Consider the following 13,725-nt stretch of genomic DNA (forward strand, 5'->3'; position numbering starts at 1 on the left):
GCACGATGGAAACAAAAAAATGGTATGCGGCGATCGATGTGCATTCCTGCGGACAGCCGCTGCGGATCATTACGGGCGGCCTGCCGCCATTGGCCGGTTCGACGATGCGCGACAAGGCTGTATTTTTCCAGCGGCATGAGGATGACGCAAGGAAGCTGCTGATGTCGGAGCCGCGCGGCCACTACGCAATGACCGGTGCCATCGTTACAGCGCCGGTGACGCCGGAAGCACGATTCGGTTTGCTGTTCCTGAACCAGCATGGTCTTGCATCCGTCAGCGGGCACGGAATCTTCGCCGCGGTCACGGCTTGGACCGCGACGGGGCAGATTGCCCCGTCCGATGCGGCAGCGGGTATATTGATCGATTGTCCGGCGGGAACCGTCCGGGTGATCGCTGATATGGAGGGGGACGAGGTTAGGTCGGTGTCGTTTCGGAATGTACCCAGTTATGTGTATACGGAGCAATTTCCCGTAACGATCCAGGGAAGGGAAATCCGGGTGGACGTCGCTTTCAGTGGGGAATTTTATGCCGTGGTGGATATGAGCGAGTTCGCAGCGACGTCCTTAGAGCCCCATCAGCTTAGGGAATGGGCAGTTATGATCCGCAGTGAAGCTGAAAGGCGGCTTGAACTTCAGCATCCGCAGCTGGATTGGATAACCGGTATTCACGGCGTGTTTTTTTATCGGCGGGATGAGCGTGATCGTCTGTCCTTCCGCAGCGCATGCGTCTTTGCCGGAGAGCAGCTTGACCGGTCGCCGGGCGGTGCCGGAGTATGCGCTCATTTGGCGGTCCTTGGCTCCCGCGGACGGCTCGAACCCGGACAGCAGGCCGTGTATCAAGGGATCAGCGGGGTTCAGGTCATAGGAAGCATCGCCGGGGACGGCCTGCTGGCCGGCAATAAAACCGTCATTCCTCAGTTGACGGGAACCGCCTATGTACTTGGTTTTATGAATTTCGTATTGGATCCGGACGATCCGCTACCGGATGGGTTCGTACTGAATTAGCCTTACGAATATCAACTTGAACCATGAGAGGAGACAGCTTGATATGCCAAAATTTGAAGGGGTTTATGTGGCGATCGTCACACCGTTTACGGCCACATTTGATGTGGACTACAAGCGTCTAACTGAGCTATGTGACTGGCTCATCACGCAGGGCGTCAACGGTTTGGTTCCGACAGGATCGCTAGGGGAATATGCCACGTTGACGAATGAGGAGCGGGCAAAGGTCGTTCATACCGTCATAGAAGCCGCGGCGGGACGCGTACCGGTTGTCGTCGGTTCAGCCGCTCCATCCACGAGGCAAGCCGCGGAGTGGGTCCGGCATGCGAAGGATTCGGGCGCTGCAGGCGTTATGGCCCTCCCGCCGATCCAGTATCGTCCACTGGAGCATGAGGTCATTGCCCATTATGAAGCGCTGAATGAAGTCGGCCTGCCGATGATCGCCTACAATAATCCGCATGATTATAAGGTCGATTTGACACCGCAGCTGCTCGCCAAGCTTTCGAGACTGGAGCATCTCGTGGCGGTGAAGGAGTTTTCGGGCGATATCCGCAGGGTGCATGACATCCTCGAATATACCGATCTGGATGTGATGATCGGCGTCGACGACTTAGCCATGGAAGGTCCGCTGATGGGGGCCGTGGGCTGGATTTCCGGGGTGCCAAACGCGCTGCCTAAGGAAGGCGTGGAGCTTTTTAATCTGGCGAGACAAGGGAAGGTTCAGGAAGCGACCACGCTGTACCGCCGCCTGCTCCCATTGTTCCATTATGATGCGAGTCCCCAGTTAGTGCAGTCGATCAAGTACATGATGGAGCTTGGCGGATTCCCGGTTGGTCCGACCAGACCTCCGCGCCTTCCGCTTCCGGAAGCTGAGTATGAAGCGATTCAAAGGGCATTTGAGCATGCCGTTAACCGTCATGCTGCCGGTGAAGCGAAGAGCTCATAAGAAGAGATTGAAAAAGGAGGGTTAGCGTATGGTACACAGCCGAAATTGGATTGGCGGAGAGTGGATCACCCCCGCGTCGGATGAGCTGGCCGTGAAGAACCCGTCCAACATTCATGAGGAGATCGGGGTGCTTCATCTGTCGGATGCATCGCATATCGTTCAGGCGGAGCAGGCAGCCCGAGCCGCATATCGTTCCTGGTCCCGTTTGACCGGTGCCGCCCGAAGTGAGTATTTGTATCGCATGGCGGCAGCGCTCGAGTCCGCCTCCGCGGATGTCGCCCGCCTCGCCAGCATGGAAATGGGGAAGCCAATTACCGAAATGCAAGGCGAAGTCATCCGGGGAGTCAACCTGCTTCGGTATTATGCGGCGGAAGGCGTCCGCTCTAACGGAGTGGTCATCCCCGCAAGCGAGCCGAACGTGCTCCAGCATACGAAGAAGGTTCCTTTGGGCGTGGTAGGTGTCATTACGCCATGGAATTTCCCGGTGGCGATCCCTTTATGGAAAATCGCACCTGCGCTCATTTGCGGCAATACGGTGGTCTGGAAGCCAGCGGAAAACGCCTCTTTGACCGCCACCCTGCTGTGCGAAGTTTTTGCGGCAGCAGCTCTTCCGCCAGGCGTCCTGAACCTGGTGGTCGGCAAAGGAAGCAGGATCGGCGACGCCCTTCTGGAGCAGATTTCCCTCGACGCCGTAAGCTTTACTGGCTCCACGGCGACAGGAACCCGCATCGCCCAAATTTGTGCGAAACGAAACATCAAGTATCAGACCGAAATGGGCGGAAAGAATGCGGCGGTGATCCTGAATGACGCCGACCTGGAGAAGACGGTCCCGATGATTGTGAGCGGCGCGTATCGTTCGGCCGGCCAGAAATGTACGGCAACCAGCCGAATCATCATTGAATCCGGAATTTATGACGCTTTTGTTGAAGCGATGAAGAAGGCGATCGACGGAATTAAGCTCGCTCCGTCGCTGGATCCGTCGGCCTATCTTGGACCTGTTGCTTCCGCAAGCCAGTATGAAACGGTGAGGTCCTATGTGAAGCTTGCGCGGGAGCAGGCTGAAATCGTAGCCGAAGGCCGCTCTGCCGAGGCGAACGAAGAAGGATATTATATTCCGCCGATCGCAGCAGCCGGCGTGGATCCAGGCCATCCATTGATTCAGGAAGAAATTTTCGGACCGGTTACCGTGATGATGAAGGCAGCCGATTTCGACGAGGCGATCGCATTATGCAATCAATCTCTATACGGACTCAGCGCTTCGTTGTTTACCCGGGATTTGGCTTATGCGCATCGTTTCCTGGATGAGGCTCAGGCCGGAATGGTCCGCGTCAACCAGGAAACGGCGGGCGTGGAATATCAATCCCCGTTCGGCGGCTTGAAGCTGTCGAGCTCACATTCGCGCGAGCAGGGGCAAGCTGCGCTCGATTTTTATACCGAGCTGAAAACCTGCGCAATCCGGTATTGGTAGGAGGCCGGCTATGAGTACATCAAACCTGATCGTTTGCCGTTGTGAAGAAGTGACCTTGGAACAATTGGAGCAAGCCTACCAATCGGGCTGCTGTACAGCCAGGCAGATCAAAATGAAGACGAGAGAGACAATGGGAGCCTGCCAGGGCCGGGTATGCAGACAGATGCTCGACGCCTGGGTTCATATGAAGAACCCGCAGTTACCCCGGGATGCGGAGCAGCTGTCTTACCGTCCGCCGATCCGTCCCGTCACGTTCGGGCAGCTGGCGAAGGGAGAGGTGTAATGGACAGAATTGAAAATCATCCGATCTTGGGACCGAGGAAAACAAAGCGGGAACCCGTAGATTTCACGTTTAACGGGGAGAAATGGGCCGGGCTGAAAGGCGAGCCGATTGCGGCTGCGCTGCTCGCCTTGGGCCTACGAACACTGCGTCGGCATGAGGAGTCGGGCAGCCCCCGCGGTCTGTACTGCTCCATCGGCCACTGCATGGAGTGCCGGGTGAACGTGCAGGGCAAAGGTTCGGTGAGAGCCTGCCTGACTCCTTTGGAAGCGGGGATGTGCATCTCGGAAGGGGAGCGTCTTCCCAATGAGATTACGGGGAGGAGGCTTCCATGACGCAGGCGATTCCTTTTGATCTGTTGATCGTCGGTGCCGGTCCGGCAGGATTGTCGGCGGCTGCGGAAGCTGCCAGCCGAGGTCTCCGCGTTGCCGTGGTGGACGAATTTCCCGAACCAGGAGGCCGCATGTTAGGGCAGTTTCACGAGGAGAAAGGACATTGGTGGGTCGGAAGACAGGTGGCCGAGCAGCTTCTCGACAAGTGCTCCGCGCTAGGAGTAAAGATTCGGTGCGGAGTATCCGTCCACAGCATCCTGCGAAGCGGCGCCGTTTGGGTCCTGAAGACCTCCGAAGGATCCATGCAGGCAAGGAACGTACTGCTCGCCACAGGCAGCGCTGAAATTCCCCACCCCCTGCCGGGGTGGACGCTGCCGGGAGTCATGTCGATCGGCGCCGCACAGGTGATGGCCAATGTCCATTACGTCAAACCGGGACGCCGAGGCTTGATCATAGGCGTCAATGTGCTCGCCATGGCGATCTCCCGCGAGCTGTCGGTGAGCGGCGTTTCGATCGCAGGCATTGTCCTGCCCAGGATTGGGCCGATAACCGGCAAAGAAGCATCGCCAAAAGAGAGCCTGAAGGAACTGATGGGGATGGCCCATTTGGCGCCGTCACCGCTGATGAGGATCGGAGGAAAAGCTGCAAACGCTTTGGGGATGGCGGGTTTCGTATCGAGGTTCATTCCAAGGAGCGGGATCAAGATTTGGGAAATCCCCTTACGTTTGCGAACCGTTGCCGTATCCATTAACGGGCGCAGCCAGGTTCAATCGGTCACCCTTGCGGATGTCAACGGAGAAGGCGCCGTTATTCCGGGAAGCCAGCGGGAGGAGCTTGTTGATTTTGTGGCGATTGCCGGAGGGTTATACCCTTTGGCCGAATTGGCGTCGGTAGCCGGCTGTCCGTTTGTGTATGCGGAAGAGCTGGGGGGCCACGTACCGGTTCACGATGAGCAAATGCGGACTCCGGTGGAAGGGCTGTACGTAGCCGGAAATATTACCGGAATCGAGAGCGCGCTGGTGGCCATGGCTCAAGGGCGCCTTGCGGCCGCCACGATTTGCGGTGACACTGGCCTTCCCGGTCAACATCATGAGCGCGAAGTACTGGAAGCCGTGCAGGATGTGCGACGCGTGCGCGCCTCCGCGCTCATTCAATTCCGGCCGGGCATCCAGGAGGCCAGGGATCAATTTTACCGGAAGTGGGGCAGGTTTCAGAGGGAGAAGCACGGGATAAAGAAGGAGGGATGACATGAGTTCCAATCACGATGACGAAATGATCGTCTTAAAAGACATGGAAGCCCTGTATCTGGGTAATCTCGGCACAGTCGAATTCGACATCAACCTGCCCAGGGAAGGAAAGTACGGATCGGAGATCTCCTGGCAGTCGGGAGACAGCCGGTTCATCAAGGATGACGGCAAGGTGGCCCGTCCAAAATACGGTCTCGGCACACGGACCGTTCCGCTTATTGCGACGTTCCGCCATGGAGAAACCGTAAAGGAACAAGTGTATCATGTGACCATTTTGGAAGAAGAAAATAACATCAAAGTGTCCCGGATTTATCCCATATCCCTGAGGGCTGAACTCGGTGAGGTGGTATATTTGCCTTCCGTCGCGGTGGTTGAAACCGAAGAGCACGAGGTCATAACCCATGCTGTGAATTGGGTAGGCGGGGAAGAACGCGTGTTTCAAGAAACCGGACCTGCAGCCGCACGAGGCTTTCTCAAGGATACGGAAATTCCGGTCACTGCGGAAATTTTGGTTCAAGCCAAAATTGAACAGGAAAAGATGGATCCGCTTCCGACTGTACTAAGCTTTTCTCCAGGTGCAGTCCGGCTTGGCGGCGAAACAGCCTTTCAGGCTGCACAAAACCGAAGCTTGGCATTTCTGAAATCCGTCAATGACGATCAGATGCTGTATAATTTCCGGGCTGCTGCCGGATTGGATACGAAGGATGCCCCGGAAATGCTCGGCTGGGATTCGCCGGATTGTTTGCTCAGAGGACATACGACAGGGCATTACCTGTCCGCCCTGGCACTCTGCTACGCGGCAACAGGGGATAGAGACATCAAAAAAAAGGCGGAATATATGATCGGCTCGTTAGAGGAATGCCAGCAGGCTTTTTCTGCAAAACCCGGTTATCATGAGGGATTTCTGAGCGGTTACTCCGAGGAGCAATTTGACCGCTTGGAATCATTTACGAGATATCCGGAAATTTGGGCGCCTTATTATACGCTGCATAAAATCCTCGCCGGATTGCTTGACGTTCATCGTCTTCTTGACAGCGACACCGCACTCGGGATCGCCGGCCGTCTCGGCGACTGGGTATATCACCGATTAGGCAGGCTGCCCAACCACGTGCTGAAAACGATGTGGAGCATGTACATCGCCGGCGAGTTCGGCGGCATGAACGATTCGCTTGCGGAGCTGTACCAATTGACGCGTAAACCAAGCCATCTGGCGGCGGCTAAATGGTTTGACAATGACCGGCTGTTCGTTCCGATGCTGGAGCGCATCGATGCGCTCGGTGGGCTTCACGCCAATCAGCATATACCACAGGTTATCGGTGCCCTGAACATATTCCGGGCTACCGGCGAGAAGAAATATTATGAGATCGCGCATTTCTTTTGGCATGCGGTGACGAATGCCCACATCTATTCGATCGGAGGAACGGGTGAAGGCGAAATGTTTCGGCAGGCGGGCAAGATCGGGGAATACCTCAGCGATAAAACCGCTGAAACCTGCGCTTCCTATAATATGTTAAAGCTGACGAAGGAATTGTTCGGCTATGAACCTGCGGCGAAATATATGGATTATTACGAACGGACGATGTTTAATCATATCCTGGCTTCGGGCGACAGCAAACCAACGGGAGGAAGCACGTACTTCATGCCGCTAGAGCCAGGAGGCAGAAAGTCATTCGATTCGACAAGCAACACTTGCTGCCATGGCACCGGCTTGGAAAATCATTTTAAGTATCCTGAAGCGATCTATTTTTACGATGAGCAGTCGCTGTTCGTCAATCTCTTTGTGTCTTCCACCTTGGATTGGGCGGAGCAGGGGATAACCATAGCACTTTCTGCGCAGAAGCATGAACCGGGGCAGATTACACTGCGGATACAGGGTGATGGTAGGTTTATTTTGAAAATCCGCCGACCTTACTGGAGCCCGGAAGGCGGCGTCGTGGCGATCAACGGCCGCCAGGTCGATTACATGCTGGGGCCAGACGGTTATTGGTCCCTGGATCGGGATTGGAAGGACGGTGATGTGATTTATTTGAGGCTCGACTGCCGGATTCGTCTGGAATCGGCTCCTGACCGGAAAGAATGCGTATCGCTTGCTTACGGGCCTTATATTTTGGCTGCGGTATCGGACTCGAAAGAGTACCTGCGGCTTCCGCTTCAGGAAGGAGATCTGGACAATCAATTCGTCAAGGAAACCGGACCGCAAGGGCTCCAATTCCGCTATATAAAGGACGATGTAACATTTATTCCGCTGGCAGATGTCCACAACGAGAGCTACCACGTTTACTTCTTGGCCGAAGGTTCAACCATGGATCAGTGATAAAACAAAGTACGGCAAGTCACAATAGGAGTTATAATTTGATTAATCGAATCCGATTAAAACCTTAACGCCGCCGGTAATATACCGGCGGCGTTAAATTTTCTATCCTATAGGTCGATGTCTGAATCTAAACGGCGAACCTGGCGGGAAGATAGCGTCCACATCGCCCCGAGGAGCAGCAGAAGACCACTTACGACGAAGATGAGCCCAATCGAGGTCGCATTTTCTGAACCGATGATCCAGGTAAGCCAAGGGGACAGCTTCGTCCCAAGGAGGAACCTTTCGAGCCATTGATCGGCCATCGGTCCCGTAATAAGGAAGGACATGGGCGCCATGAGGGCACATAACTGGCCATATGCGGCAAATACTCGTCCTTGAAGGGAAAGGGGCGTTTTACGCTGCAAAATGGAGTAAAACAAAGCCCCTGTCATCGCGAGTGGAAGCATAAGCAAAAATACGGCGGCTCCCAGCACGATGACATGAGTGCTCGTTCCGAGCAGGACAAACATCAAGGAGGTGAGGATTGAGCCGCTGAAGATGAACCTGATTTTATACCGAAAATGTCCCCACCATACAGCGGCAGCCGCACCGGCCAAAGCACCGGCATTCATTGCTCCCAACAGCAAGGTCAAAGCATCGCTGCTCCCTGTGCGCTGCAGGAAAAAAGGGATAGCCAGCTCAAGCGGCCCGTTCAGAATAAAATTCCACCATCCAAAATACAGAAGCAGATAGAGCAGCGGTTTGTTTTTCCACAAAAATCGGAAACCTTGAATGGCATCGTTCCATATGCGAATTTTCTCCAGCGGTCTTTCTTCGTGCTTCATTTCAGGCAGCGGGAGAAAAGCGACCACGCCGGTTCCTATCAGGAAGGTGAACAGATCCGCCGCCAAGATGATGCTAATTCCATACGGTTCGTAGAGTAAACCAGTCAACGAAGGGGCGATCACCCCTGCAAGCGGAAAGAGCAGCTCTTTCATGGCATTTATGCGATCCAGCTCTTCATCCCTCACCATAAGCGGGATCATGGCGGAGGTTGCCGTGCTCTGCAGCGCTACAAACAATCCCTGCACGGCAGCAATAACATAGACCGGCCACAGCGTGGAATGGATGTTCATCAGGCATATCACGAGCAGCAGCGTACAGACCGCCTGGCCTGTATCTCCGGCAATAATGGCCGTTTTGCGCTTCCAGCGGTCAGCAGCGATGCCGATCCAGCCGCCCAAGAACAAGAGGGGAAGCTCATTGAAAAGTGCCAGCAGCAGCAAGGGGGTCGATTGACCCGTTTCATGGTATAATTTGAGCCCGATCGCAATGGAGGTCATGCGGCTTCCCAACATGGAAAAACCCTGCAAACCGAAAAAAACGTAAGGTAAGGCTTTAGAAGGGTACATGGCTATTCTCCTTTTATGGCAGCAAAAAAGCTCCCATGGAACTACAGATCCACGGAAGCTTGTAACTTCGGAACTGAGGAGCGCGAAAGAGCGCCTGCCTCCGACCAAAGTGCTGCTTGTTGTGCTGATGTTCTGAAGTGGGAAGCAGGAAAAAGGCGCATCGAATCAAAGCTCTGCGGATTGACAGAACGTCAAAGATGGAGATTTCCTGCTTTCGTATGCGATTAAGCCTGCACTTCAGAACGACCAGTGAGGAGCATATCCTGTCGATTCCCCTTTTTACCGATTGTAAGTGTACATATTCTATCACGCCGAATTTCTGCAGACAATATGACTTAGGTGTCGATGTAAATAAAATTTCATTTGCACTCGAGGGTTTCCGTTTGCCTCATTCATTGTCCGTCCGGAGAACTTTAATGACCGCAGCAAGCTCTTCGTTTTCGTATCCGGCTTGTATCGCCTTTTCGTATAATCCCTTGGCGAAATTGGGGAAATCCGGATTGATCCGTGCTTCGCTTGCCTGCTTCACCCATAACTCTGCCGTTGACATGCAGGTTTTGACCGAGCTTTGGGGCTGATCATAAGTCTCCGACTGAATCAGTTCTCCTTCATGCTTGATCATTTGCCCGAAAACAGGGGAGATGTCGGCTATCATAGAACCGAACGTATCGACCCGGTGACCTTCGGATTCAAGAATGCGCGCGCCGTGAAAGAAGCCGAACATCGATCCGAATAACGTGGAAAGGGCAGCCAAATCCCATGCAGAGGCGGATCCAACCGATTCGCCCAGATATATAAGGTTTCCAGCCAATACTCTAAGAACCGGCTCACTTCGCCGATATGCGCTTTCCGAGCCTGACAGGAATATAGGTGTATCAGGCATTCCTATCTGAGGAGGTGTTGCCATAATGGCACCGTCCAGATAATCGGCACCCTGTTCATGTGCCCACGCCTCGCTGTTCCTTGCATCTTGAGGAGTCCCCGTGCTGAGCTCCACCACTAACTTACCGGCCATTCTAGCGGCGACATCCTCTGATCCCAAGATGCTCCGCGATATCTCATAGGTTGCCACGCATACGATAATGATTGGGCTGGCATTCACAGCAAATGCGGCATTGGGCTCAAAAACCGCTCCTTCCTGAACGAGAGCCTCTGCCTTCTCGCTTGTCCGGTTCCAGACCGTCACCTTCTTGCCGCTGCGCAGTAAGGTCCGGGCTAACGCTGAACCCATAGGACCCGCCCCAATAACCGTTATATCACTCATGTTTGTTCATTCCTCCCCATGATTTTTTGCCGTTATTCGTGTTTGTAATCCCTCGGCTATTTCATTGTAAGGCAGGATCGATTTGGCGTATAATGATTGAAAATCATACAAGCATCATTATTATTGATACCGAAATGAGGGTTGGTCGTAAATGGAGCTATCGGATCTGAAGGTGTTTCTGGCCATCGCAGAAGAAGGGAACATTTCCCGGGCTGCCGAACGATTGGGCTATGTACAATCGAATGTGACGGCAAGGATTCGCAAGTTGGAAGAAGAGCTCGGTCTTCCCTTATTTTACAGACATCCTAAAGGAGTAACGTTGACCGATAAAGGAGTGACCTTCAGTGAATACGCGAAGAGTATTCTGAATTTGTCGGAAGAAGCGGTGCAAGTCGTTAAAGAAACGGAATTTCCCAGCGGACCGCTTGCGATCGGCGTGGTGGACAGCGTAACTTGTCTGGATTTCATGGATACCCTGGCAGAATTTCAACGCCGGTATCCCGATGTTTCGCTGTCCATTTGGTCCGGGACGTCACCGGATCTTCTGACTAAAGTGCTGGACCATCAATTGGATGGAGCGTTCGTGACCGGCGAATTTGCTTCTCCGCACCTGGTATCTGAACATATCCAGCGCGAAGAGTTAACTTTGGTAACCCCGTCACATATGCGCGGGTTCCCGGATTTGTCACAGACGAGATGGGCCGTGTCGCCGGCAGGTTGTCCATTCAGGCGGGCATTGGAGGATTGGCTGCGAAGCGAGGGAGTTTCTTTCGATAATATCATCGAATTCAGCTCGCTGGAGACGCTGATCGGGTGCGTACGCTCCGGACTTGCTGCCACGCTGCTGCCGGCCTCCGTCTTAGCAGGGGACTACTCGGCGTTTGGGGCATTTCCGATTCCGGAACAGTACAGATATACGCAGACCTGTCTTATCCGCCGCAAAGATCGTTATTCCAGCAAAGCTTTCGTTGCATTCTCCAAGTTGATACTCGAATCCATGGCTGTGTAATGATGGAGGGGAAAAAATCAGACAGCGTCCTTATAGGAGGTACACACGAAGAGCCGCCAATCAGGCGGCTTTTTTGCTGCTTGTATGCGTGTCTGGTTTGCATCAGGATACCGTCGGCAGATGCTGTTCCAGCAGCATCACCAATTGTTTAACCATCACTTCTGGCGGATACGGCATCGAATTTACGATCCACCATTCCACCAGCCCCGTGATTGCAGCCGCCACAAATTGTACCGTGATCTCCCGATTCGCTCCTTGCGGAAGGCCATAAGTTTGGACCTGCTCCTCGACACCCCTGATGATGAAAGTCATCATTTGGCCTCTGAACGCGTGGGTTCCTTTTCTTGTCAACAACGTTTCGTAGATGTGTGCATGCCGTTCCAAATATTCAAACGTTTCAAGCAGCGGGCCATCGGACGCAAACAAGGTTGTGTCTTTTCCAGGCATGCAGGTCTCGTACAATTGCTTCAAGTAGCTGTCGATACACTGATCCAGCAAGTCGTATTTGTCGGCATAATGCAAATAAATGGTCCCCCGGTTTACATTAGCCCGATCCGCAATTTCGTTGATCGTAATATGCTCGATTTTTTTCTCCTCCAATAATTCGACGAAGGCTTTGAGTATCGCTTCCCGCGTTTTTGCAATCCGTCTATCCATCGTTTCTCCTTTTTTTGAACACTCAATATGTGTTTGTTGATTTATCGACAAAAGCAAGAACATTACCGATTGATGCCGTCTTATCGCATTGATATGCTAAGTCTAATCAACATTTGTTGATAAATCAATATTTGTTAAAAATAATGGAGCGGAGGAGTATTTATGAACATATTGGTTTACGGGGCAGGCGTTTTAGGCAGCTACTTGGCGCACGTACTGGTGCGCGGAGGCCATGATGTGACTGTATTGGCCAGAGGCAAGCGGGCGGAGGAACTGGAGCAGAGCGGCCTCGTCATCCGCCACTATTTTCAGCGCAAAACGACGGTCGACCGGACCCGGGTTATTCGTTCTTTGGACGCAGAGGAGAGCTTCGATCTCATCTTTGTCGTCATGACCTATCCGGATTTTCCATCCGTGCTGCCTGTACTGGCTGCGAATCAGAGCCGTCATATCGTTCTGGTAGGAAATAATGCGGATTCTCGCAGGATGCAGCATGAACTGCAGCAAATGAGCCGGACCGATAAACAGGTCGCCTTTGGTTTTCAGATTAGCGCGGGGCGGAGGGAAAATGGACGCATCGTCTGTATCCGCGCAGGCGGGCAAATGGTACTGGGCGGGATTGACGTGCCGGTTTCTTTTCGGTCATTGCTGGAAAAAGCGTTCGAAAGTACCAAATACAAGCTGGTGTTTCATAAGGATATGGACGCTTGGTTAAAGAGCCACATCGTTCCAATTTTGGCGATGAATGCTGCCTTGTTTGCCAAAGGCGGAAGGCTGCAAGAAATAGCCAAGGATAAAGAAATACGTACGCAGATCATTGCGGCGATTGATGAAGGTTTCGGGGTGCTTGAAGCCTTGGGATATACGATTACGCCTGCCGGTCAAGCAGCATTTTTCCGCAACCATAAACGGACGGCCAGCCTGGCGCTGAAAATTTACCACAGCGTGCCGGTAGCCCGATTGGTGGACGGATCTTTCGAGGAAATCGCCGCCTTCTTCGAAGCGTTCGGCGATTGGAAGCGTAATGCGGGTATACCTACTCCCCGGTTGGACGATCTTGAGAAACAGTTTTTCTTCAGTAAAAATACTGACATCCAACACCTTCAACTGTCTTCAATTGACCGAGTTGGAGAATGAGCAATCGGTGAGAAACATGCTCCCGGGATCACTGATATAATGCATTTAATTACAACGCTTTTATGGGAGGTTGTTATTGATATGGGTGAAATCATTCTTACCATGCAGGTCTCGCTGGATGGCATTGTGTCGGATGAGCATCTGTGGATGACGCTTAGCAGGGAAATTCTCGAAGATTATCTGGACTATTATCAGACGATCGACACGATCATCGTCGGCAGAAACTCGTACGCCTCATTAGCCGAATACTGGCAGCAGGCGGAGAACTCATCCGATGCATTGGAGCAGGCCATTGCCAAAAAGATGAACGACATTCCTAAACTGGTGGTATCGCACGCCGATGTGGAATTATCCTGGAGAAACTCGGAATTATTGCTGGTGAAAGACGAGCACTCCCTTAATGAAGAACTCCAAGCCCGAAAGAAAGCCGTGCAGCGAATTTCAGTGGAAAGCGGCGTGAAGACGTGGCAAACGTTTATCGAGCACGGGCTTTACGACAAATTATGGCTGCTGGTTCATCCGGTCGTCGCATCCCAAGGCGAGCATTTATTCGCACAGGCCGGACAGCGGCAGTCGCTGCAGTTGACGCAAACTAAAACCTATTCCAACGGAGTCGTTGGTTTACAGTATCAGGCGGCAAATAAAACAAGACAACCTTTCTAGGAAGGTTGTCTTGTTT

At 53.2% G+C, this 13,725-nt stretch carries 13 protein-coding genes; 10 read left to right on the forward strand and 3 right to left on the reverse strand.

The genetic code is table 11. From position 1 onward, the window contains the following. The first annotated feature begins 5 nt into the window (after positions 1-5). The 7 genes from MKY74_RS20600 to MKY74_RS20630 are packed head-to-tail and all read left to right on the forward strand — an operon-like array spanning position 6 to position 7,588. The gene (locus tag MKY74_RS20600) at positions 6-1,004 is read left to right on the forward strand and encodes a proline racemase family protein (protein WP_076165519.1); all 999 of its coding nucleotides are present in this window, start codon (positions 6-8) and stop codon (positions 1,002-1,004) included. Positions 1,005-1,047: 43 nt separating this feature from the next. Beyond that, positions 1,048-1,947 carry a dihydrodipicolinate synthase family protein gene (locus MKY74_RS20605; RefSeq protein ID WP_076165518.1) on the forward strand — a complete coding sequence of 300 codons (900 nt, stop codon included), beginning with the start codon at positions 1,048-1,050 and terminating at the stop codon, positions 1,945-1,947. Positions 1,948-1,975: 28 nt separating this feature from the next. Next, entirely contained in the window at positions 1,976-3,415 is a 1,440-nt protein-coding gene (locus MKY74_RS20610; protein ID WP_076165516.1) for an aldehyde dehydrogenase family protein, read from the forward strand. Positions 3,416-3,425: 10 nt separating this feature from the next. Continuing rightward, a complete protein-coding gene (locus tag MKY74_RS20615) occupies positions 3,426-3,698 on the forward strand; it encodes a (2Fe-2S)-binding protein (RefSeq protein WP_076165514.1) in 273 nt (90 codons plus the stop codon). After that, positions 3,698-4,030 (forward strand): 2Fe-2S iron-sulfur cluster-binding protein, encoded by a 333-nt coding sequence (locus tag MKY74_RS20620; RefSeq protein WP_076165512.1) that lies wholly within the window; start codon positions 3,698-3,700, stop codon positions 4,028-4,030. The genes MKY74_RS20615 and MKY74_RS20620 overlap by 1 nt, the downstream gene beginning before the upstream one ends. After that, positions 4,027-5,274 (forward strand): NAD(P)/FAD-dependent oxidoreductase, encoded by a 1,248-nt coding sequence (locus MKY74_RS20625; protein WP_076165510.1) that lies wholly within the window; start codon positions 4,027-4,029, stop codon positions 5,272-5,274. The genes MKY74_RS20620 and MKY74_RS20625 overlap by 4 nt, the downstream gene beginning before the upstream one ends. 1 nt (position 5,275) lies before the next feature. Continuing rightward, positions 5,276-7,588 (forward strand): beta-L-arabinofuranosidase domain-containing protein, encoded by a 2,313-nt coding sequence (locus tag MKY74_RS20630; protein WP_076165507.1) that lies wholly within the window; start codon positions 5,276-5,278, stop codon positions 7,586-7,588. 107 nt (positions 7,589-7,695) lie between these two features. Here MKY74_RS20630 and MKY74_RS20635 read toward each other — a convergent pair whose 3' ends face one another. Continuing rightward, positions 7,696-8,979, reverse strand: coding sequence for an MFS transporter (locus MKY74_RS20635; RefSeq protein WP_076165506.1), 1,284 nt, complete (start codon positions 8,977-8,979; stop codon positions 7,696-7,698). 388 nt (positions 8,980-9,367) lie between these two features. Continuing rightward, positions 9,368-10,243 (reverse strand): NAD(P)-dependent oxidoreductase, encoded by an 876-nt coding sequence (locus MKY74_RS20640; protein WP_076165504.1) that lies wholly within the window; start codon positions 10,241-10,243, stop codon positions 9,368-9,370. Between the two features lie 151 nt (positions 10,244-10,394). On the opposite strand from MKY74_RS20640, the gene MKY74_RS20645 reads away from it, so the two are divergent. Further along, positions 10,395-11,252 carry a LysR family transcriptional regulator gene (locus tag MKY74_RS20645; RefSeq protein WP_076165503.1) on the forward strand — a complete coding sequence of 286 codons (858 nt, stop codon included), beginning with the start codon at positions 10,395-10,397 and terminating at the stop codon, positions 11,250-11,252. 102 nt (positions 11,253-11,354) lie between these two features. Here the strand turns inward: MKY74_RS20645 and MKY74_RS20650 are convergent, their stop codons facing one another. Continuing rightward, positions 11,355-11,909: a TetR/AcrR family transcriptional regulator gene (locus tag MKY74_RS20650; RefSeq protein ID WP_076165501.1), complete on the reverse strand. Its 555-nt coding sequence runs from the start codon at positions 11,907-11,909 to the stop codon at positions 11,355-11,357. Between the two features lie 162 nt (positions 11,910-12,071). On the opposite strand from MKY74_RS20650, the gene MKY74_RS20655 reads away from it, so the two are divergent. Next, on the forward strand, positions 12,072-13,046 hold the full coding sequence (locus MKY74_RS20655; RefSeq protein ID WP_076165499.1) for a ketopantoate reductase family protein: 975 nt from the start codon (positions 12,072-12,074) through the stop codon (positions 13,044-13,046). An 81-nt stretch (positions 13,047-13,127) separates the two neighbouring features. Then, positions 13,128-13,709, forward strand: a complete 582-nt coding sequence (locus MKY74_RS20660) for a dihydrofolate reductase family protein (protein ID WP_076165497.1) — start codon at positions 13,128-13,130, stop codon at positions 13,707-13,709. Positions 13,710-13,725 lie beyond the last annotated feature (16 nt).

This window comes from Paenibacillus sp. FSL R5-0378, assembly GCF_038009285.1.
Classification (GTDB): Bacteria; Bacillota; Bacilli; order Paenibacillales; family Paenibacillaceae; genus Paenibacillus_AQ; species Paenibacillus_AQ favisporus.